The organism is Mycobacterium sp. (assembly GCF_051006775.1).
Taxonomy (GTDB): Bacteria; Actinomycetota; Actinomycetes; order Mycobacteriales; family Mycobacteriaceae; genus Mycobacterium.
The window spans coordinates 22,418-45,177 of the sequence record NZ_JBPCSX010000096.1 but is presented as its reverse complement, the minus strand read 5'-3'; the positions used below and the strand labels follow the sequence as shown (position 1 = coordinate 45,177).

The 22,760-nt window shown below is 66.2% G+C and carries 9 protein-coding genes; all 9 read right to left on the bottom strand.

The genetic code is table 11. The annotated features are described in order from the left end of the window. Positions 1 to 6: 6 nt before the first annotated feature. The 9 genes from ACR2JI_RS07115 to ACR2JI_RS07075 all read right to left on the bottom strand — a co-directional run bounded on the left by ACR2JI_RS07115 (position 7) and on the right by ACR2JI_RS07075 (position 22,687). Positions 7 to 4,431 carry a type I polyketide synthase gene (locus ACR2JI_RS07115; RefSeq protein WP_526389379.1) on the bottom strand — a complete coding sequence of 1,475 codons (4,425 nt, stop codon included), beginning with the start codon at positions 4,429 to 4,431 and terminating at the stop codon, positions 7 to 9. Beyond that, positions 4,428 to 9,137, bottom strand: a complete 4,710-nt coding sequence (locus tag ACR2JI_RS07110; RefSeq protein ID WP_526389378.1) for an SDR family NAD(P)-dependent oxidoreductase — start codon at positions 9,135 to 9,137, stop codon at positions 4,428 to 4,430. The genes ACR2JI_RS07115 and ACR2JI_RS07110 overlap by 4 nt, the downstream gene beginning before the upstream one ends. Further along, positions 9,134 to 10,867, bottom strand: coding sequence for a fatty-acid--AMP ligase (locus ACR2JI_RS07105; protein ID WP_526389377.1), 1,734 nt, complete (start codon positions 10,865 to 10,867; stop codon positions 9,134 to 9,136). Before ACR2JI_RS07105 ends, ACR2JI_RS07110 begins: the two co-directional genes overlap by 4 nt. A 353-nt stretch (positions 10,868 to 11,220) precedes the next feature. Then, on the bottom strand, positions 11,221 to 11,949 hold the full coding sequence (locus ACR2JI_RS07100; RefSeq protein ID WP_526389376.1) for a thioesterase II family protein: 729 nt from the start codon (positions 11,947 to 11,949) through the stop codon (positions 11,221 to 11,223). A 2-nt stretch (positions 11,950 to 11,951) separates the two neighbouring features. After that, positions 11,952 to 13,502 carry an acyl-CoA carboxylase subunit beta gene (locus ACR2JI_RS07095; RefSeq protein WP_526389375.1) on the bottom strand — a complete coding sequence of 517 codons (1,551 nt, stop codon included), beginning with the start codon at positions 13,500 to 13,502 and terminating at the stop codon, positions 11,952 to 11,954. Then, entirely contained in the window at positions 13,499 to 18,802 is a 5,304-nt protein-coding gene (gene pks13 / locus ACR2JI_RS07090) for a polyketide synthase Pks13 (RefSeq protein WP_526389397.1), read from the bottom strand. The genes ACR2JI_RS07095 and pks13 overlap by 4 nt, the downstream gene beginning before the upstream one ends. A 113-nt stretch (positions 18,803 to 18,915) precedes the next feature. Next, positions 18,916 to 20,805 carry a long-chain-fatty-acid--AMP ligase FadD32 gene (fadD32, locus tag ACR2JI_RS07085; RefSeq protein ID WP_526389374.1) on the bottom strand — a complete coding sequence of 630 codons (1,890 nt, stop codon included), beginning with the start codon at positions 20,803 to 20,805 and terminating at the stop codon, positions 18,916 to 18,918. A gap of 319 nt (positions 20,806 to 21,124) precedes the next feature. Then, positions 21,125 to 22,165, bottom strand: a complete 1,041-nt coding sequence (culp6, locus tag ACR2JI_RS07080) for a carboxylesterase Culp6 (protein ID WP_526389373.1) — start codon at positions 22,163 to 22,165, stop codon at positions 21,125 to 21,127. A 3-nt stretch (positions 22,166 to 22,168) separates the two neighbouring features. Continuing rightward, positions 22,169 to 22,687, bottom strand: a complete 519-nt coding sequence (locus ACR2JI_RS07075) for a hypothetical protein (protein ID WP_526389372.1) — start codon at positions 22,685 to 22,687, stop codon at positions 22,169 to 22,171. Positions 22,688 to 22,760 lie beyond the last annotated feature (73 nt).

Below are 22,760 nucleotides of genomic sequence, written 5' to 3'. Positions count from 1 at the left end.
CGCTACCTACTCGTCATCGTCGAGCACGGCCGCCGACAGATCGACCAGCGCGAGGGCTTCGTCATCATCGGCATCGTCATCGCCACCCTCATCACCGGCAACCGCGTCACCGATCAATTCCATCAGGATTGCGGGGAATTGTTCGGCGAACGCGTCGACAGTGCCGCTGCGTACCCGCCGGCTGTCGTACCACCAGTCCATCCGCAGCTCGCCGCCGTAGCGATACGCCCTCAGTTCAAGCGGGTGACCCAACCCAGGCAGGGTGTCCCGGATCGCCAGCTCGTTGTCGGGGTCGAACTGGACCGGTGCATCGTTGTGCTGCCACTCGGGGATCATGCCGAGGTAGGAGACGAAGATGTCCGCGGTGCCCGCGGCCGCGAGCAGCGCGGCGGTCGGAGCGTTCAGGTAACGCAGTAGTCCGTACCCGATTCCGTGATGGGGCACGGCGTCGAGGGCCTGGCTGACCTCGCTGAGTAGTTCCGGCGCGGCGGTACCGGATGCGCACGGCAGAGCAATCGGGTAGACCGTGGAGAACGAGCCGAGGGTCCTGCGCAGGTCGACATCCGGCCGCAGTACCGACCGGCCTGCACCGGCCAGGTCGACCGAAGCCACGCCGTCGCCGAGGGTGACCGCAATGGTGCGCGCCAGCGCGGCCAGCAGGATCGCCTCGATCGAGGACTGCAACAGCCTGCGGGCGTTGTCGAACTGCGATGTCTGCTCGGCGGTCAATCCGGTCGCCAGTTTGGTGAGATCCGCGGCGTGCGGCGGGCCGGTGGGTTCGGTATCGGTGTCAAGGCCCGCCAGGCTCAACGTCGTCTTCGCGGCGTTGTCGATCCAGTAGTCCAGGCTGTCAAGCACCGCGGGATGGGCGGCCAGGGCGGCACAGCGCTGTGACCATTCCCGCCACGGTGCGGTGGCCGGTTCCACAGCGATGTCCTGATCTGCCAGCCGCTGACCGAATGCGGTCAGCAGGTCGGTCGCCAACACGTCTCGTGAGGTCGCGTCAAAGACCATCTGGTGCACGGTCAGAACCAGGAAACGCGATTCGCCGGTGCTGTCTGTGACCCGGGTCGCCGTCAGTGGCGAGCTGCTCAGATCCTGTGCCGCAACAGTTTCGGCGACAATAGCCGCGAGCGCCTCACGCTCCTGCGGCGTTCCCGGTGCCATACCTCCGGGCAATGCGGACTCCGCCACATGGATTGACTCGACCGGTTCGCCGATCCGCTGTTCCCAGATCCCCTTTCGCTTGGTGACCGTCATACGAAGCGCGTCATGGGCGTTGGTCACCGCAGTCAGCACCGACCGGACGTCGTCGACGCTCACCCGCGCAGCGATGCGCAGCACCAGTGGCACCCGCCACCGGCCTGCCTCGGCCAACCCACCCTCGAGGAAGCGCAGGATATTCGGCGGGACTGGAAGGCCCAGATCGCCGGTGTCCTGACCTGACAGGCTGCCGGATCCGGAGCGGGCGACGAGGGTGTCGGCCAGTGCGGTCAGGCTTGGGTGGTCGTAAAGATCCTGGGGCGTGAGTTCCAGGCCCTGATGGGACGCGGTCATCGCCACACCGATCGCCAGCAGTGAGTCGCCGCCGAGTTCGAAGAAGTTGTCGCCCGGTGCCACCGTCGTGACGCCGAGGCACTGCGACCAGATCTGTGCCAGCGTCGCCTGCATCTGCGAGCGGGCGTCCGCGGCGCTACCGCCCTTGTTCTCCGCCGGCTGTGCATCGCCGGTGCCGGCCGCTACTGCGCCGACCGAAGACTTCACGAAGGCCGCGGGCTCGATCCAGTGCCGCTGGCGCGCGAAGGCGTAGCCCGGCAGCGTCACGCGTCGGGCATGTTCTCCCTGCAGCACCGTCCAGTCCACCTCGACACCGGCCGACCACAGCTGGCCGAGTGCGAGCAGAAACGCATCGCGGTCTTTCCTGTTCTGCAACGGGTGCCGCATCATCTTCACCGCGCGGTGGTTCTGCGACCAACCCGGTTGCCGAACGGCCGACCCGGTCAGACTGCCGCCGGGGCCGACTTCGACCAGCACCCGGTGGGTTTCACCGAGGAGCACCTCGAGTTCGTCGGCGAAGCGCACGGTGGATCGGATGTGCTGGGCCCACCGATTGGGGTCGGTGGCTTCCTCGTCGGTCATCCAGGTGCCGGTCACGTTCGACAGCATCGGAATGGCCGGAGCCCGCAATGTGACGGTCGCGAGGTACTCGGCGAACGGTGCGAGCACGACATCCATCGACTGCGAGTGAAAACCATGGGACGTGCGAACGCGGCGGGCCAGAATGCCCTTGGCGGCAACGGCGTCGGTGAACTCGCGGATCGCATCCTCAGGTCCCGCCACGACGCAGCCGCCGGGTTCGTTGATCGCGGCAAGGTCGACACCCCCGCCGAGTTGGTCGGTGATATCGGCGGGACTGGCCGCCACCGCCACCATCGCGCCCGGGGGTGCGGCGTGCATCAGCTTCGCCCGAAGTGCGACGACCTTGATCGCGGTCGGCAAGTCGAAGACGCCGGCGAGGGTGGCCGCCACGAGTTCGCCGATGCTGTGCCCGGCGAGCGCCGTCGGTGTGACGCCGTAGGACATGGTCAGCTGTGCCAGGGCGTACTCCACCGTGAAGAGCGCGGGTTGAGCCAGATCGGTGGACTCGAGGCTGGTGGCACCGGTCTCCGCATCGAAAACCTCTGCGTTGAGGTCGATGTCGAGTTCCTCACGGAAGCCGGCGGCACACCGGTCGAAGCTCTCCCGGAACACCGGTTCGGTGTCGTAGAGCCCGCGGCTCATGCCGACATGCTGGGAACCCTGGCCGGGGAACAGAAATGCCACCCGGTCGGATCCGTTCCCGACCGAAGGTGCCAGCCCGACCGAGACGTTGTCATGCTCGTCCGCCGACAGTACGGCGTGGGCGTCAGCGTGGCCGTCGACGACCGCAGCCATCCGGAACTCGTGGGTGCGGCGCTTCTCAAGCGTGAACGCGACGTCGGCGAGTGGCAGCTTCTCATCGCGAGCAAGTTCGGTGGCAAGTGCTGCCCTGGCGTCCTGCAGGGACTCGGCGGTGCGGGCCGACAGCAGCAACACCTGCGGACCGCCTGGTGCCGGGCCTCCGGCCGCGGTCCGGGGAGCCTCCTCGACCACGACGTGCGCATTGGTGCCGCCGACGCCGAAGGAGCTGACGCCGGCACGCCGCGGTGTTTCGGATTCCCACGGGAGATAGGTGTTCGACACGACGAACGGTGTGTTCTCCAGATGTAGTTCGGGATTGGGCGCGGTGTAGTTCGCGGTCGGCGGAATCGCCCTGTGCTGCAGGCACAGGATCGTCTTGATCAGTCCGGCCACTCCGGATGCGGCGTCGAGGTGGCCGATATTGGACTTCACCGAGCCGAGGACGCATGGGCCGGGCCGCTCGAGTTCTGCTGCCTCGAATGCCTTTCGCAGTGCTTCGATTTCGATCGGATCACCGAGTGGGGTTCCGGTGCCGTGGGTTTCGACGAATCCAATGGTTGAGGCGTCGACCTCGGCAACGGCCTGCGCTTCGGCGATTACCTCAGCCTGCCCGGAAACGGTGGGGGCCGCGTAGGTCATCTTCAACGCGCCGTCGTTGTTGACCGCCGAGCCACGGATGACGGCGTGGATGCGATCACCGTCGTCGAGGGCCGCCTGCAATGGCTTGAGGATCAGCGCTGCTACCCCGCTGCCGAATATCGTTCCGTCGGAACCGATGTCGAAGGGCCGGCAGTGCCCTGAGGGCGACATCATCGCGCCGGATTCGTAGGTGTAGCCGACCTGGTGTGGCACTCGGATCGCGGACCCGCCGGCCAATGCCAGATCGCATTCCCCGGACAGCAGGCTCTGACAGGCCAGGTGCACCGCGACCAACGACGACGAACATGCGGTCTGCACGGACATGCTCGGCCCACGCAGATTCAATTCATGTGACACCCGGGTTGCCAGGTGATCCTTGTCATTGAGCAGCACCAGGTTGAACATCTCGACGGTGATGCCCTCGCCCACAAGCGTATTGACGTCGCGATGCGATATCAGGTTGTCCATCAGATAACCACTGGCGGTACTGCTGGCGAACACACCGATCGATCCGTCGTAGTGCTCGGGGTCGTACCCCGAATCCTCAAGTGCGTGCCAGGCGGTCTGTAGGAACAGCCGCTGCTGAGGGTCCATCATGCGCGCGGTGTACGGGTTGATCCCGAAGTACTCCGCGTCGAAATCCTCGATCCCGTCCAGCAGTGGTGCCCTCCGGACATAGGTGGGATCGGCCAATGTCGTGGCGCTCACTCCCGAGGCGACGAGTGTCTCCTCCGACAACGTTTCAATGGACTCCCTACCAGCGCAGAGGTTCTCCCAGAACTGCGTCAGAGAACCCGCGCCGGGGAAGCGGCCCGCCATTCCGATGACAGCTATCGCATTGTCGTTGGTCACCCGACATGTCCTTTCCGTCTGCTCGCCGCTCCCTGACGCGCCTTGGCTCGCTGCTGGGCGCGGGTGGCGACGCCGGACTTGGCCGCCGGCGCCGCGTCGCAGCCCATGCGCTCGCACAGTGCCTCGGTCAGGGACGAGATCGTCGGGTTCTCGTAGATGAACGCGGCCGGCAGATCGATGCCGAGGCTCGCGCTGAGAGTGCGCTGAAGTGTGACGCTCATCAGCGAGTCCATGCCGAGTTGGAAGAATCCCGCCTCCGGGTCCAGACGATCGCCGGGTGCAAGGCCGATCACGGCGGATGCGGTCGCCAGGATGTGCTCTGCCAACAGTTCCCGGCGGTCCTCGGACGGGCATTCGCGCAGCGCCTTGCGGAACTCACTCTCGGGTGCATCCGCACCAGTGGCCGCATCGCGCTCAAGAACGTCGTCGATGATGCGCAATGCTCCACGGGTCCGGTAGGCCGCGGCAATCAGCGGCCAGTCGGCGTCGACGACAGTGATCCGCACCGGCGCGCCGGAACCCATCGCCAGGGGCAACGCGCGGATTGCGACCTCATCAGCCATCGGCTCGAGTCCCGCGTTCGCCATGACCTCGCCGGCGTCAGACTGCAAGTCGGCCAACGACTTCCATAGTCCCCAGTTCACCACGGTGGCAGGGAGGCCGAGATTGCGGCGCGCGTAGCCGAAGGTGTCGAGGAACGTGCTGGTGGCCGTGTAGTGGGCCAGCCAGCGCGAACCGAGTAGACCGGAGATCGACGAGAACAGCACAAAATGGCGAACCCGCGTCCGCAAGGACAGGGCGTGCAGTACCCCGAGTGCATCCAGTTTCGGCCGGAACATTGTGCTGACGTCGTCATCGGTCATATCAGCCAGCGTCACCGGGCCTCCGGCGAATGCCGCCAGGTAGATGCCGTCCAGCGCCGGCAGATCCGCGCCGAACCGTTCGAATAGTGCGGCCATCGCGGACTCATCGGTGACGTCGGCTGCCACCTGAACCAGATTCGTCCCGGTCGATGCGAGTTGTTGGGCAAGATCGCGCAACCGTTCACCGGGGTTTCGCGACACCGCGACGATCGTGCCGGCGCCCATCTCGGCGAGTTGCCGGATCAGATGCGGGCCGATGTGACCGGTGGCTCCGATCACGAGGTGGCTACCGTCCTTGGTCAACACTGCGTGCGAAGCCGGCGGGGCGCCGGGTTCCAGGCGCGGCACATGCCGCACACCCGAGCGGTAGACGACTTGGTCCTCACCGTCGCCGATGGTGGCCTCGTCTCGCGCCAGGCGGGCGGCCAGCACGGCCGGTATCGACTCGTCCACGTCGATGACACCACCCCAGATTTCGGGGAGTTCGAGGGCCAACGTGCGGCCGAGTCCCCAAAGCACGGCGTGCACCGGGTTGGCCCGGTCACCATCGATGACCGGCTGGGCGTTGCGGGTCAGGAAGAACAGCTTCGGTGGCTGTGATCCCTGGGCATGGGCGGCCAGATCGGTGGCGACACGGCGGGCCTCATTGAACAGCCGGTAGGCCGACGCGATATCGAAGGATGCCCCCGTCGACGCCGGGGCGAACAGTACGTATTCCGCATCCCCAAGCTCGCCGTCCCCGAGCTCGGCGCCGCCCAGTTCGGCAGCCAGCAGGTCGTCGCCGAGTACCCGCCACGATCCGCCCGCGCCGATTGAGCCGGCGGGCAGCGGACGAATGGGCCAGTTCGGCTCATACAGCCAATCGATTGGGACCGGGCTGTCCCCGGCTGACAGTGCCCTACCGCGGCGGGTTCCGAACCCGCTGCGAACAGGTGCGAAATCAAGCCAGTGTCTGGTGTGACGCCACGGCGTGACGGGCAGCGCGGGGTGCGGCTCGGGCGGGTGCGGACCGACCGGCGGCCGGGCGGTGAACGTCGAGTTGAGACTGGTATGGAATGCGACGGTGTCATTGGTGTCGCGCGCCAGGGTGCCGAAGCTGTGATGATGCTTGTTGCCCGTGTCCGGGTCCTCGAGGGTGTCGGTGATGGCCTTGGTGAGGATCGGATGCGGGCTGATCTCGATGAATGTGCTGTTGGTGGCACCGGCGGTGGCGATGGCATCGCCGAACCGGACCGGGTTGCGCAGATTGGCCACCCAGTGGACAGCATCGAATTGCGTTGCCTCACCGGCATTCTCGACGGTTGATATGACCCGAACGACCGGAAATCCGGGTATCAGATCGGCGAGTGCGTCCTTCAGTTTCGGCAGGATCGGGTCCATCATCGCGTGATGGGAGGCAACCTCCATGTTCACCCTGCGGGCAAAGACGTTGCGCTCGCGTGCCACCTCTATGACGGCGTCGACCTCGTCGGCCGGGCCTGCCACCACGGTCTGGTGCGGGGATGAGTACACCGTGATCGTGACCCCCGGGTAAGGGTCGATCAGCGCCTCGGTGGCGGCTGCGCCGAGTTCCAGTAACGCGACCGCGCCCTTATCGGTCAACTGCGCCATCAGTTGCGACCGTGCGGCGATCACCTGTAGACCCTCGGCGGCGGTCAGTGCTCCGGCGGCCACCGCGGCGGACACCTCACCCATGGAATGTCCGATGACGGCGTCGGGTTCGACGCCGTAGGAGCGCCACAGCGCCGTCAGCGCCACCTGCAGGCCGTACAGAACCGACTGAACTCGCACCGAACCCTCGACCGGTTCACCATTGGCCAGCACGTCATGCAGTGAGAACCCCAGCCGGGTGATGAACTCAGGATCAAGTTCGGCGACCGCCTCAGCGAACGCCGGCTCATCGGCGAGTAACTGCCGACCCATGCCCGCCCACTGGGAACCCTGGCCGGAATACACGAACACCACGCCCGGGCCACAGGCTCCCGGGTGCGGGCCGACGACTCCGGTCGCGGTCTGTCCTTCGGCCAGCGCCCGGAGTGCGGCCACGGCTTCATCGCGATCGACCGCGCAGACGGTTGCAAAGCTCGCCTGGTGGGTGCGGTGGTGGTTGAGGGTGTGCGCCACCTCGGCCAGCGGAACCGCCGCCCCGGCACCGGTCATCCAGTCGGCCAGCATCGCGGCCGTCGTCGCCAGCCGATCGGGACTCTTCCCACTGACCACCAGCGTGGTCGCCGCCGGCGTAGGAACCGGCAGGCGTAGCGGGGCCTCCGGAGCCTGCTCGAGCACCACATGGGCGTTGGTCCCGCCGAACCCGAATGAGGACACCCCCGCCAGGCGCGGCTGACCATTCGACGGCCATGTCATCGGCTCGTCGACGACCTTCAACCGAAGCTCGTCGAACGGGATGTGCGGATTGGGGTTATCGAAGTGTTGATTGGGGGGAATCTCGCCACGCTGCACGGCCAGGGTGGTCTTGATAAGACCGGCGATACCGGCAGCGGCCTCGAGGTGACCGAGGTTCGTCTTGGCCGCGCCGACCAGCAGCGGATCGGCGGGTTGGCGTCCCCTGCCGTAGACGGCACCGAGAGCACGGGCCTCGATTGGATCACCGAGCAGCGTTCCGGTGCCGTGCGCCTCGACGTAGCCGACCTCGGCGGGCTCCACCCCGGCGTCCGCACAGGCGGCCCGCAACACAGCGGCCTGCGCGGCCGGATTGGGGGCCATCAGACCGTTGGAGCGGCCGTCTTGGTTGACCGCGGAACCGCGCACGACCGCCAGGATCCGATCACCGTCGCGCACCGCGTCGGAGAGCCGCTTGAGCACCGCGACCCCGCAGCCCTCGCCACGGACGAATCCGTCGGCAGCCGCGTCGAAGGCGTGGCATGCGCCGGTGGGCGACATGGCCTCGGCCCGGTCGAAACTACGCGTCACCACCGGTGAGAGCAGCAGGTTGACCCCGCCGGCGATGGCCAGATCCGACTGGCCGGTCCGCAGGCTCTGACAGGCCAGGTGAACTGCCACCAACGATGAGGAGCAGGCCGTGTCGATGGTCAGCGAGGGCCCGTGCAGGTCGAGAAAGTACGACAACCGATTGGCGATGATGCTCAGCGCACCGCCGGTCCCCGTCCACGCTTCGATCTGGTTGAGATCGCGCGAGGCCAGATACCCGTACTCACTGACGCACGCACCGACGAAGACACCCGTCTGGGAACGCTGCAGTGACTCGGCCGGGATGCCGGCGTGTTCGAGTGCCTCGACCGTCACCTCGAGGATCAGGCGCTGCTGCGGGTCGATGTAGTCGGCCTCGCGCGGAGTGATGTTGAAGTATTCGGCGTCGAAACCCGCGACGTCGGATAGGAACGATCCCCACCGGGTCGTTCCGGCGAGTGCATGCTCGGTTTGGGGCGAGCCGTCATCGAAGGCCTGCCAGCGGTCGTCGGGTACGGTGCTCACCGCCGAGCGGCGCGCAGATATGAAGTCCCACAGCGCATCCGGTCCGTTGATGTCGCCGGGCATCCGGCAGCCGAGACCGATGATGGCGATCGGTTCAGTCAGGGCGGCGAGACTGCCTTCGGCCGTCTGCGCCGCTTCGGCGTCGGGATGGGCCAGCGCGTAGGCAAGACCCGCGATGGTCGGGGTCTGCCAGATGTCGATCGGCGACACCGGCCGGCCCAATAACTCGGCGAGCACACCGGCGAGCACAACTCCGTCGCGCGATCCGACCCCGAGCTCGTTGAACGGGATGTCGACGTCGACCTGGTCCGGGTCGCAGCCGACATTGGTTACCAGGTAGCTGACCAGCCAGCGGCGAAGATCGGCCTCCTCATCGCCGGCTTGGGTCATACGGCGATATCCATCCTCTGGAATTCACCATCGCGGTAGAGCTCCCGGCATGAGGACCGGCGGATCTTGCCGCTGGTGGTGATCGGGATGGATCCCGGTGACACCAGCACCAGGTCGTCGACTCGAAGATTGTGCGACTTCCACACCACGTCGGCCACCTCGTGCTTGACCGAGTCCAGTTCCGGCGCGGGCTTGATCTCGACGATGGCGACAAGATTCTCGGAGGAATCGTGATCGACGGCAATCGCAGCGACGCGGCCGCCGGTGACCTCGCGGATGGTGGCCTCGATGTCCTCGGGGTAGTGGTTGCGCCCGTCGACGATCAGCAGGTCCTTGATACGGCCCATGATGAACAGCTCGCCATCGGAGATGGTTCCGAGGTCACCGGTGCGCAGCCACGGTCCGGCCGGGGTGCCTTCGGAAGGGTTGTTGATCCGGGCGCGGAAGACGCTGGTGGTCAGCTCCGGCTTGCGCCAGTAGCCCAGGGCGACATTATCGCCGCGGGTCCAGATCTCGCCGATGGTGCCCGCGGGCACCTCGATACCGGTCTCCGGGTCGACGATGCGAACCGGGTAGGCCTGCGGCGGTCCGTAACTGACCAGTTCGGTTCCGCTCTCCGGCCGGGAGTCGCTGCGCTGGGCGACGCCGGCGGCAAGCTCCTCGAGGTCGAAGCGGGCGGTGCGGACGGTGTGCGAAATCGGGGGTGAGGCGACATACAGCGTCGCCTCAGCGAGACCGTAGGAGGGCCGGATGACCTTCTCGGTGAGCCCGAACTTGGCGAAGCGGTCGATGAACCGCTTGACGGTTCCGTAGTGCACACGCTCGGCTCCGCTGAGGATGCCGTGCACTCGGCTCAGATCCAGACCCTCCATGTCGGCATCGGTGGTCCGGCGGGCGGCGAGTTCGAAGGCGAAGTTGGGCGCACCGGAGAAGCACACCGGGTTCTGCGCCATCAGCTGCATCCAGCTGGCGGGCTTGGCCAGGAACGCCAGCGGGCTGGTCAGCACTGCGCTGCAATTGGTCACCAGCGGCGAGCAGACGCCCATGATCAGACCAAGGTCGTGGAAGAACGGCAACCACGACACCACCGCGGTCTCCTCGGGCACGCTGCCGCCGTACTCGATGAAGTAGTCCCCGACGATCTGTTCGATATTGCTGGTCACGTTCTTGTGCGACACGATCACGCCGGCCGGTGTGCGGGTCGAGCCCGAGGTGTACTGAAGGTAGGCCGGGCCGTGGCACGAATCATCGGTCTCGTCGAGTGCGCGAGCCGGGTCGACATCGATGACGTCGACCTCCAGGACGGTGGGCGCAGGACGGCCACCATTAGGGCTGGCGTATTTGTTCACATCGGCGACGGCTGCCGAGGTGGTCAGCAGCACGGACGGCACGCTGTCGGCCAGGGCGGACTCCACCCGCTGGTCGTGCACACCGAACATCGGCACCGACAGCGGCACCGCGATCAGACCGGCCTGAAGCGATGCGTAGAACGCGACGACGTAATCCAGCCCCTGCGGAGCCATGATCGCCACCCGGTCGCCCTTGGTGGCGGTCTTCCTCAGCTCCTCGGCCAGTGACAGGACCCGCCGGTAGAGCTGGTTCCAGGTCAGGCTCTCCGGGTGACCCGTGCCGAGCACGGCACCGTCCATGAACGTGAAGGCCAGTTCGTCGCCCTGGGTGTTCGCCTGCTGGCGCAACAGGGCAGGAAGTGTCATATCGGTGTTGAGCATGGTCGAAGACCTCTTCGCGTTTCTCTGTGTGCTCGCTGGCCGGGCAACGCCCGATTCACACGGCCTCTTCGGACGTGCGAATCGGTCTACGGGCGCTAGCCCGCTGCGCTGCTCCCCAAACCTGAGAGCGTGGGGCTCCAGCAAATCTACCAGCTATCCTGCCATCTTGCCCAGCCCGCGAATTCCAGAGGGCTTCCCGACAGCGATCAAAGGAAGTTGCCGGTCATCAGAGGGTATGGGGCTAGCCTTGGGCGGATAGGTTGGCAGCCCCTGACAGGACTTAGCCACCACCCGACGGCGCACCGGTGATCAGCTAACTCAGAAAAACTCAGGATTGGCCGATTATCGTGCGATTATCGCCCGCCCACGGGCGTCGAGGGGATCCGTTCCTCGACCCACTGAGACAGCTCCGGCAGGTTCTCGTTGATGTAGAAGTGGCCACCGGGAAATGTGGTCAGGTCGAATGCGTCGGTCGTCCGCCGGGCCCACGGCGCCACCATCTCGGCGGTGGCCAGTTCGTCATCTTCGGCGATGAGCGCGTGGATCGGGCACGAGACCACCGCCTCCGGCTCGCGGTCATAGGACGCCACGGCCTTCAGTCCGCGCAGCGTCGGCAGCAGAGTGGCGGCGAACTGGTCATCGTTGAGGAACTCCGGATTGGCGCCGGTGACATTGCTGATCAGGCTCAGTAGTTGTTGATCCGAACCGGCCAGTTCAGCGCGGCGCGGCCACAGGCCCGGGGCGGCGCTCGCCGATACGAACAGTGCGGCGATCGGATTGCCGGCCAGCTCGAAACGCGTCGCGACTTCGAAAGCCAACAATCCGCCCATGCTGTGGCCGAAGAACGCAACCGGGCCCGGTTGCACCTCGGCCGGCTTCAACATCGCGCAGAGGCGGTCGGCCAGATCCGGAATACTCGAGTACTGAGACAAATCCTTGCCCGCCCGCTTGCCCGGATACTGGACCGCGACGCATTTGGTGCCACCGGTGAATGCGCGGGCGAACGGCACGTAGAAGTCGGCTGAGCCGCCGGTGTGCGGGAAGATGTAGAGCCGGGCATCCGGCCGTTGATCTGAAACCACGATTAGATCGGGATCAGACCGTGTTTGCGCGCGATACGCTGAATCTGCTTGTCACGCAACAATCTCAGTGACTTCCGAAGCAGAAGCCGGGTCTGGTGCGGTTCGATGACCGCGTCGATGTAGCCGCGCTCGGCCGCCACGTAGGGAATCGCCATATTGAGGTTGTAGCCCTCGATGAAGTCGGCGCGGATCTTCTGAACCTCAGGCGCGGTGGGATCAGGGAACCGCTTCACCAGAAGTTGGGCTGCGCCCTCGGCGCCGATCACTGCGATGCGGGCTGTCGGCCAGGCGAAGTTGAGATCGGCCGTCAACTGCTTGGAACCCATCACCGCGTAGGCGCCGCCGTAGGACTTGCGAACAGTGATGGTGATCTTCGGGACGTCAGCCTCGACGACCGCGTAGAGGAATCGGCCGCCGCGCTTGATGATTCCGTTCTTCTCCTGTTCAACCCCGGGCAGGAAGCCCGGGGTGTCCACGACAAAGACAACCGGCAGGTTGAACGCGTCGCAGAACCGCATGAAGCGGGCGGACTTGTCGGAGGCCTCGTTGTCGATCGCCCCGGACATGTGCATCGGTTGATTGGCGATCACCCCGACCGGTCTGCCGTCCACCCGGGCGAAACCGGTGATCATCGCAAGACCCGCCTGAGCATTGACGTCGAGAAAGTCACCGTCGTCGAATATCCGGATCAGGATTTCGTGCATGTCATAGGCCGTGTTGTCGGCGTCCGGAACAATGCTGTCGAGCTCGAGGTCGTGCGGGGTGATCTCCGGTTCGAGACCGGGATTGATCACCGGCGCATCGTCAAAAGTATTGGGCGGCAGGAACCCCAGGAAATCCCGGACATACGCGAATGCGGCCTTCTCGGAATCGACCACCTGGTGGATATTGCCGTAGCGAGCTTGATGGTCGGCGCCGCCGAGCTCGTCGAGGGTGACATCCTCACCGGTGACGTCTTTGATGACGTCGGGTCCGGTGACGAACATGTAGCCCTGGTCACGGACGGCGACCACCAGGTCGGTCTGGATGGGCGAGTACACCGCACCGCCGGCACACTTGCCGAGAACGATCGATATCTGCGGCACGACGCCACTGAGAAGTTCATGCCGGCGACCCAACTCGGCATACCAGGCCAACGAGGTCGCCGCGTCCTGGATCCGGGCGCCGCCGGAGTCGTTGATGCCGATGATCGGGCAGCCGACCATGGCCACCCACTCCATCAGGCGGGCCACCTTGCGGCCGAACATCTCCCCGACGGTGCCCTGGAACACGGTCTGATCGTGGCTGAACACACCGACCGGACGGCCGTTGATGGTGGCGTGCCCGGTCACCACGCCGTCGCCGAAGAGCGCGTTCGGATCGCCGGGAGTCTTTGCGAGCGCGCCGATCTCGAGGAAGCTGCCCGGATCGACCAGTTCGTGAATGCGTTCGCGGGCGCTGGGCAGCCCCTTCTTCGCCCGTTTGGCGACAGCCTTCTCGCCACCGGGCTCCTTGGCCAGTTCGAGCTTGTCGCGAAGTTCGGCCAGTAGTTCAGCGGTGGTTTTGTTGGTCACTTCCCCTGCGCCTCTATCCGATTGAGTGCCTCGCTCATGTGGGCACCCACCTTGGCAATGTACGGCTCGTCGATCGCTTGAATGTGCTCGCCCCCGATCGGCACCACCTCGAGGTCGGACGCGAACTCGCCCCAGCCGCCATCGGGCTTGCGGGTGCCGTAGCGCGGCTCGAACATGATCGCGTCATCGTGATAGCGGTCAGCCATGTACAGGGTGACGTGGCCATCGAAAGGCTCGATCTTGGCGGTGTCGATAGCGCGGTTGTCCAGATACGACGTGCGCTGGTGCTCGACGATTCCGCCCGGGATGTCGACCCCACTTTCCTTGACGGCGTTGAGGATGAATCGCACCTGTCCGTCGTCGTCGAGTGACTCGAGTTCTTCGTACGGGATCTCCGGGATCTCCACGTTGAAGGTCCGCTGGGCGAACAGCGCGTAGCGATCCCAGCGGGCCCGGATCTCCTCCTTGGTCTGCGGGATGTCCTCCCCGGCACGGACGGTGTCGATCAGGCCGACGAAGCGGACGTCCGCGCCGGCCTTCTTCAGTCCGATGGCGCAGGCATAGGCCAGCACTCCGCCCAGCGACCAGCCGGCAAGGATGAACGGGCCGTTGCCCTGCAGTTCCATCAGCTTGGGCACGTACTCGGCGGCACGCTCCTCGATTGAGCCCTCCACCCGCTCGAATCCGTACATCGGGGTGTCCGCCGGGAGCCGCTTGAGCAGAGGCTCGTAGACCACCGTCGAGCCGCCGGCCGGATGGAAGACGAACACCGGGATTCGCTCCGAACCTTCTTTACGGGCACGGATGGTGCGGACGAACCCGTTGAGTTCGCCGGCCTCGAGATGCTCGCGCACCGTGGTCGCGAGTTCCTCGATGGTGCCCGCCGCCGTGACCTGCTCGACGGTGATGGTGCCCTCACAGCGCTCGGTGAGCCTCGCGGCGATCTTCGTCGCGGTCTCGCTGTCGATCTTGGGCAGTTCGTTGAAGATGCCACCCGGTGACTTACCGGTGACGATGGCCCAGGTTGCGAAGGTGACCCGCTCGGCGGCCTCGCGTGGCGGGACATCGGCGCCCAGCGCGTCGACGACGGCCTGCTGGGTGAGGACTTTCGCGGCGGCACCGGCGGCGGACTGCTTCGGGGCGCCGGGGCCTTCCGGGTGGGTGGGCGGGGGCGGCACCGGGTGGGTGGGCGGAGGCGGAATGTCCGGCCCGGCCGGATTGGTCGGGGGCGGCGGGACGGCCGGTGCCGTCGCGTGCGCCTCGGGGTGCTTGGCAGCGAGTTTCTCGGCCAGTTCCGGGCTGATCTCACCGGCCAGGATCTTGGCCTGTTCGGCGGCGATCTCGTCGGCTGTCATACCCTTCTGGTGCTCGTGCAGCGCCACCACCTCGTCGCGGTGTTCCACGGCATAGGTGATGAGCGCCTTCACATCGTTGAGGCTGGCATCGCGCACCGCGGTCAGCTGGATCGGCGGCATGTCGAAGTCATACTCGACACGGTTCTTGATCCGCACCGCCATCAGCGAAACCAGACCGAGTTCGATCAGCGGCACCTCCCATGGCAGATCCTCGGGCTCGTAGCCCATCGCGCTGCCCACGATTACACCGAGCCTGTCGTGCACACTCTCCCCGGACTCCGGAGACCACTTGCCCAGGCTCGCCGCGACACCGGCGCCGGCCGCGAGGTTGTCGTGCAGGATGTCGGCATCCGGTTGCTCAGGTGCTGCGGCAACGTCCGAAACGGACTGTGTTACAACGGTTCCGGTCGCCACAGCGGCCGGCAGCACCGATGGCGCCCCCGATCGGGTGACAATTGCGTCGTAGACCAGCGTGAACGACTCGCCGATGCGGGCGTGGACCTGTACCGAGGCCCCACCGGGGTGACGGGTCAGCGTGGTCACCAATCGCGCGCCCTCACCGGTAACCGCACGCTGCTCGGCCGCGGTCAGGGTGGAATCCGGAAGCACCTGCGCAGCAGCCGCTTTCACCAGGGCTGCCAGATCCGTGACGCCCTGGGCCGAGTACTCCCAGACATGCCTGCCGTCCGGCATCGCGACATGGGTGCCCGGGATCATCGATGAGCCGTCGGCGGAGAACTGCGCGTTGAGCCAGTGCTCCTTGCGCTTGAATCGAGTCAGCGGGATGTCGGCGTAGTCCCCGGGCCCGGCGGCCGGGGTGAACAGCGTCCGGAAATCGAGATCGTGGCCGTAGGCGTAGAGCGCAGCCATCGCCGCCACCATGGACTCGACCTCATCGGTCTTGCGGGCCAACGTCGCAATCAGCTGGCCGTCATGCAGACCTGCTGACGCCGTGGTCAACCCGACCTGCATGAGGGCCACCGGATTGGGTGCCAGCTCGACGAATGTGGTGTGGCCGTTGTCGACGGCATTGCGGATGGCCTGGGTGAAGTAGACGCTGTGCCGCAGACCCTTCTTCCAGTAGTCGACATCGTGGATCGGCTCGCCACCCGGACGGATGTAGGCGCCTTCGTGAACCGTGGAGAAGTAGCCGACATGCAGCGGGTGGGGCTCGATGCCCTGCAGCTCGGCGGCCAGCTCACCCAGCAGCGGATCCATCTGGGTGGTGTGGCTGGCACCCTTGGTGGCGAACTTTCGGGCGAACCTGCCCTCTTTCTCACAGCGTTCGATGATCGCGTCCACCTGAGCCGGCGGTCCACCGATGACGGTCTGGGTCGGTGCGGCGTACACGCACACCTCAAGGTCGGGGTAGTCGGAGAACACCGCGGTGATCTCGTCGGCGGAGTACTCGACAAGTGCCATCAGCCGGATGTAATCGCCGAAGAGCATGGCTTCGCCCTCGCCCATCAGGTGTGAGCGCGCACAGATGGTACGGGTCGCATCCGCCAGCGACAGCCCGCCGGCGAAGTAGGCCGCAGCCGCCTCGCCCAGCGACTGTCCAACCAGCGCAGCCGGTTTCGCACCGTGGTGCTTGAGCAGTTCGCCAAGGGCGATCTGGATCGCGAAGATCACCAACTGCACGACTTCGATCGGGTACTCACAGGTCTCGTCGGTGTAGTCGACTGCGTCGTCGAGGATGAGCTCGAGGATCGAGTACCCCCGCTCGTCCTGGATGAGCGAATCAACTTTGTTGATCCACTCCGCGAACACCTCGTCGCGCAGGTACAGGCTCTTGCCCATCTTGCGGTGCTGGGCGCCGAAGCCGGCCAGCACCCACACCGGTCCGTTGCTCACCGGGCCGTCGGCGCTGTAGACGAGCGGGCTCTGTTTCCCCTCGGCGATCGCGCGCAGACCCTTGACCGCTTCGTCGTGATCATGAGCCATCACCACAGCTCGCGAACGGCCGTGATTGCGCCGGGACAACGAGCGGCCGATCGACTCCAATGAGGACGCGCGGCCCTCGGGGCTCTCGATCCAGTCCGCGAGCTCACCGGCCGCAGCTCGTTTGCGAGACGTGAGGAACCCCGAAACTGCCAGCGGCACAACCGCAATGGGTTGCTCCTGCGCTTCGAGTTCCTCGCGAGCCACCTCGATCAGGCGTAGCGCCTCGTCGGTCAGACCGGGAAGTTCGGGCTCGCTCTCGTCGTAGCCGTACTCGTAGTCGAAGTCACGTTCAACAGAGGACGCGTCTTCCTGATAATCCTCATCGTCTTCGACCAGGACTCCGCCTACGTAGACGGCATTGGCGTGGGCAGTCGCCGGTGAATCAATCGGATCGGGTTCGGCCTGCGGCTCCACCAGATCCTCAGGCAACACCTCGCGTACCACCAGGTGAGCGTTGGCCCCGCCGAAACCGAACCCGGAAACCCCGGCAACGGCATGGCCGCTGTAACGCGGCCAGTCGGTCGGGGTGTCGGCCACTTTGAGCCGAACTCCCTCGAAGTCGATATAGGGGTTGGGGCCGGAGTAGTTGATCGACGCCGGTACCTTGTCGCGTTGCAGTGACAGCGCCACCTTGGCCAGGCTCGCCGATCCGGCGGCTGACTCCAGATGGCCCACATTGGATTTCACCGCACCGAGCAGTGCGGGGCAGTCGGCGGCTCGGCCACGTCCGACCACTCGGCCAAGCGCGTCGGCCTCGATCGGATCGCCGAGGATGGTGCCGGTGCCGTGCGCCTCGATGTAGTCGACGGTGCTCGGGTCGATTCCGGCGTCCCGGTACGCCTTTCGTAACACCTCGGCCTGAGCGTCGGGGTTGGGGGCCAGCATGCCGTTGGACCGGCCGTCATGGTTGATCGCGCTACCGGCGATCACCGCGATGATCTCGTCTCCGTCGCGGCGGGCGTCACCGAGGCGCTTGAGCACCACCATGCCGCCGCCTTCGGAACGGGCGTATCCGTCGGCGTCCGCGCTGAACGACTTGATCCGGCCGTCCGGCGCGAGCACCCCGCCGACCTCGTCGAAACCCAGTGTGACAGCGGGCGTCACCAACGCGTTCACACCGCCGGCCAGTACCACGTCGGCCTGGCCGGTTCGCAGCGCCTGCACGCCCTGGTGCACCGCCACCAGCGACGACGAGCATGCGGTGTCCACCGCCACCGAGGGGCCGCGGAAGTCGTAGAAGTAGGAGACACGGTTGGCGATGATCGAGCTCGCGGTGCCGGTGATGGCGTAGGGATGCGCTGTCCGGGGATCCATCATCGCCAGGTAGCTGTAGTCATTGGTGGAACTGCCCACGAAAACGCCGACATCCCGGCCGCGCAGACTCGAGGCCGGAATACGCGCGTACTCCAACGCCTCCCAGGTCAGCTCCAGGGCAAGCCGCTGCTGCGGATCCATGTTGTCGGCCTCCATCTTCGACAATGCGAAGAATTCGGCGTCGAAACCCTTGAGGTCCTTCAGATATCCGCCACGCGTGCGGGCCTTCTCGATCCGCTCGGCCAGCCGCGGCTCGGTCATGAACTCCGCCCACCGACCCTCGGGAAGGTCGGTGATGGCGTCGCGGCCCTCCAGCAGTGCCTGCCACATCTGGTCGGGGCTGTTCATCTCGCCGGGGAACCTGGTCGCCAGGCCGACGATGGCGATGTTGAAGACGTCCTCGTCGACGTCGCGCGTCCAGTCGTCATCACCCTCGGTGAACTCCGGTTCGGGCTCACCCTCGATGATCACGACCGCCAGCGCCTCGATGGTCGGATGGCGGAAGGCCACGGTTGCGGTCAGCGTGACACCGGTGAGGTCCTCGATATCACTGGCCATCGCAACGGCATCGCGAGACGACAGTCCCAACTCGACCATCGGCACCGACTCGTCGACGGCTTCGGGGGCCTGCCCGGTCGCGTTGGCAACCCAGTTACGCAGCCATTCGCGCATTTCCGGGACCGTCATATCGGTCCGCGGAGCCGCCAACTCCTTCTCGGGGGCGATGATCAACTCGTCGGCCCGATCAACTTCGTCGGCTGGGTGCGAATCTGATTCAGACATGAGGCCTTCGGTGGTCGTTATTCCGCTTCGGGGAAGGCGTTGGCGACCTTCCCGGCTCGGAGGCTGCCGTCCAGGTAGGCCGACCGGCAGGCAGTCCGGCCGATCTTGCCGCTCGAGGTGCGCGGGATCGCGCCGGCCGGCGTCAGCAGGACATCGCGGACGGTGACACCGTGGCGCACCGCGATGGCGGCGCGGATGGCGTCCGCGACCTGACTGAGTTCGATCTTGTGTGAGCCGGCGGCCCGTTCGGCGACGATCACCAACTGCTCGGAGCTGTCGTCGGGGTTGCGCTTGAGACCCGCGTGGGCATCGGCGAACACCTCATCGGGCAGCTGGTTGGCGGGCACCGAGAACGCTGCGGCGAAACCGGTGCGCACCGCCTTGGACGCCTCCTGAGCCGAGTACTCCAGATCCTGCGGGTAGTGGTTGCGGCCGTCGATGATCACCAGATCCTTGGTCCGTCCGGTGATGAACAGTTCTCCGTCGTAATAGGCGCCGAGGTCGCCAGTGCGCACCCAGGTGGCGTCATCGGCGGCGCCTTCGGCATGCGACGGGCTGGTCCGCGACTTGAGGATGTTCTGGAACGTCTCGATGGACTTCTCGGGCTTGTTCCAGTAACCGGTGCCCATGTTCATACCGCTGATCCAGATCTCAGCGATGTGACCGTCGGGAACCTCCGAGGCCGTCTCGGGCTCGACGATCGCGGCCCACTCACCGACGCCGATCTTGCCCGCACCGGCTTGTGCGACAGCCTTGGGTGAGTCGTCGGGTACCGGCACGAACCGGCCGGCATTGAGCTCGTCGCGGTCGACGGAGATGATCGTCGGCTCCTCGGAGGCCGGGGTGGTGGAGACGAACAATGTCGCCTCGGCCAGACCGTAGGACGGCTTGATCGCCTTGGGCTGGAAGCCGAACGGGCCGAACGCGGCGTTGAACCGGCGCACGGTGGCAGCCGAGATCGGCTCGCTGCCGTTGAGGATCGCCTTGACGCCGGACAGGTCCAGTGGTTCCTCGTCATCCTTGGGCAGACCGCGGGCCGCGGCATGGTCGAAGGCGAAGTTCGGGGCCACCGAGATGGTGCCGCCGGTGTCCCCGGGCTGGCGCGCGAGTTCGCGCATCCAACGGATCGGGCGGCGGACGAACGCGGCCGGGGTCATGAAGGTGAAGTAGTGGCCGATCAGCGACGGCAGCAGCGCGGTGACCAGACCCATGTCGTGGAAGAACGGCAACCAGGACACCCCGCGGTCGGCTTCCTCGCCCTCGAGTGCCTCGATCACCTGCACGACATTGGCGGCGAGGTTCTGGTGGGTGATCTGGACGCCGCTCGGGATGCGGGTGGATCCCGAGGTGTATTGCAGATAGGCGATGGTGTCCTCGAGGACGACGGTGTTGTAGTCCCAGGTTGCGCCGACCTCGTCCGGGATCGCGTCGACCGCGATGACGCGGGGACGCTCCTTGGCCGGACGGCTGCGGAAGAACTTCCGCACGCCCTCGGCGGCCTCGGTGGTGGTCAGAATCGCCGAGGGCTGGCAGTCGTCGAGCACGGCGTGCAGTCGGCCTACGTGGCCGGGCTCGGACGGGTCGAACAGTGGCACCGCGATCCGCCCGGAGTACAGGGTGCCGAAGAAGGCGACGAGGTACTCGAGGTTCTGCGGGCACAGGATCGCGACCCGGTCGCCGGGTTCGGTCACCTGCTGCAGGCGCGCACCCAGCGCACGGTTACGAGCGCCGAAGTCGGCCCAGGTCAGAACACGGGCAACGCCGTCGCGTTCGGTGGAGAAGTCGAGGAAGCGGTAGGCGGGCTTGTCACCCCGCACGCGGGCCCAGCGCTCGACATGCTTCACCAGGCTCGCGCCCTCAGGGAAGGTGATCCGTCCGTCCTTGATGAACGGGTTATGGAACGGCATACCATTCTCCTGTCAGAACACTCATGCGTCGCGATGCACCGCGATGCTGGGCGTGGTCGCGCGGTGCGGCAGCCTCGTCGGCGCGCCACCGGTTGTCCTGGTTCGTGGTCTGCGGGCCAGTCGGCCCACCGGCCTGTGGCCCAACAGATCGTACCGAGAATCCTGCGGCAACAGTCGTCTCCGGCAGGAGTCGGGGACCACTACCGGACCGGCGTTCACAGCTCTTAAATATTTCTTAATGTTAGTGGCACTAGCGGTGCGGACCAAATCGGATCGCCGCGCGTCGGAGAACGTTTATCCAGGTTTTCTTCGGCCGGATTCACCCGTGCGGCGGACGCGGGGCGTTCTCGATCACGACACGGGCCCAGTTGAGCGTCCAACCGGTGGCGGTCTGGCCGTCGAGATTCCAGAACTCGGGGGTGTTGTACATGGCGTGGATCGGTTGCCCCGCCCCGGCGGTGAGCACCTCGAGAGTGCGGGGCAGGTTGGCGATATTGAACGCCGACTGCGGAGCCGAGCAGATCAGATCCCCGGGCGCGCAGATCTCGTTGGTGCGGTTGTTCAGCGCACCGAAACCGCCGGGGCGCTGACCGCTCATGGTCAGCCCGAGAGCGGACAACGCCGGCACCTCGGCCAGGGTGACCTCCGCACCCTGACCGGGCGGCATCGGACCGATGTCCTGACCGACCGCTGGCTGGCGGCGGCCGTCGGCGATCAGCGTCACACCGAGCACCAGATCCTCGTCGACCGGTCCGCGCCCGTTGCCGATATCGCTGGCGAGGTCTCCACCGATCACCGCGCCCTGGGAGAAACCGACGATCACAAAGCTGGTCAGGGGGCAGCGGTCGTTCATCTCGGCCATCGCCCGCACCGTAGCCCTGGTCCCCTCCGTGCGACTGTCGTTGTAGGACATCTGCTTGTCGGCTGAGAGCGGATTGTGGAACTGCGCGGTGTAGGGGACGGTATAGACCTCTACGCGATCCCGTCCGAATTGGTCCATGATCGGGCGGGTAACGTTGAGCAACAACGCAATTGGGAACTGAGATGGATTGAGCGGGTCGTCGGTCGGCGATGACTCCCAGGTACCTGGGATGGAGATCATCGAGACGTCGGGACAGCTTGCATCCTGGAATGCAGGGCGGGCCTTACGGCCGGGCTGGCTGGTGGGCGGCACCGCCGTCGGTGGGATGGCGGTGGTCGACGGAGTCGGCCGACGCACGACGATCACGATGATGGTGACCACCAGGGCCACCACGACCGCGACCGCGGCGGCCGCGATCAGCGCCAGGATGCGATGCCGCCTGCGCCGCTTGTCGGTCCGAGGATTGGGCCGGTTGCCCGTCCGCGTCTTACGGGCCATCGTTTAGCAGAGCAGCTCGGAGGCGGTGCGGATGTAACCGGCGATGGCCACGTCGGCCGGGACGGCCGCAACGCCACCGGCCGACTGCGGCGCGGCGGCCTGTGCGGCGGCGACATCGCTGCGGACCATCGGTGCGACGTAATCCCAGACCGCACGTTCCGGTTGACCGGCGGCGCGGGCCTGGCAGATGTAGGAACCGATACTGAGCGCCCGCAACTCGCTGGACGGGCGGATACCGATGGCAATCAGAGCGTCCAGATATCCCTGCTGCACATTCGTCAGGTCGAGTCGTCCCGACCCGCTGGCGCTGGGCGGGACGCCGACGCCGTCGACGAACCCCTCGTTCTGCTGGGTTGGCAGCACCACGATGCTCATCAGGTCCGCACCGGATCCGCACCCGGCCAGCAGAGCCGCCGCGGGTGCCACCACCGCGGCGAGTAACCGCACCGGTGCGGGCGTGCTCAGTGGCCGCCTGCTCGTCCCTGAGCGTTTGCTGAGCGAACCGCTCCCGACGCGCTGCACGGGTGCCACATTACAGGTCCGGTGCCACGTGCCAGCCTCTGAGCGGTTGCGGATGGCTAACGGTTTTACCGCC

What these genes read in the sequence shown, in the direction of transcription:
- ACR2JI_RS07105 (WP_526389377.1), bottom strand. Translation starts at nt 10,867, where the DNA reads ATGCTCAACACCGATATGACACTTCCTGCCCTGTTGCGCCAGCAGGCG.
- ACR2JI_RS07110 (WP_526389378.1), bottom strand. Translation starts at nt 9,137, where the DNA reads ATGACCCAAGCCGGCGATGAGGAGGCCGATCTTCGCCGCTGGCTGGTC.
- pks13 (WP_526389397.1), bottom strand. Translation starts at nt 18,802, where the DNA reads ATGACGGTCCCGGAAATGCGCGAATGGCTGCGTAACTGGGTTGCCAAC.
- culp6 (WP_526389373.1), bottom strand. Translation starts at nt 22,165, where the DNA reads ATGGCCCGTAAGACGCGGACGGGCAACCGGCCCAATCCTCGGACCGAC.
- fadD32 (WP_526389374.1), bottom strand. Translation starts at nt 20,805, where the DNA reads ATGCCGTTCCATAACCCGTTCATCAAGGACGGACGGATCACCTTCCCT.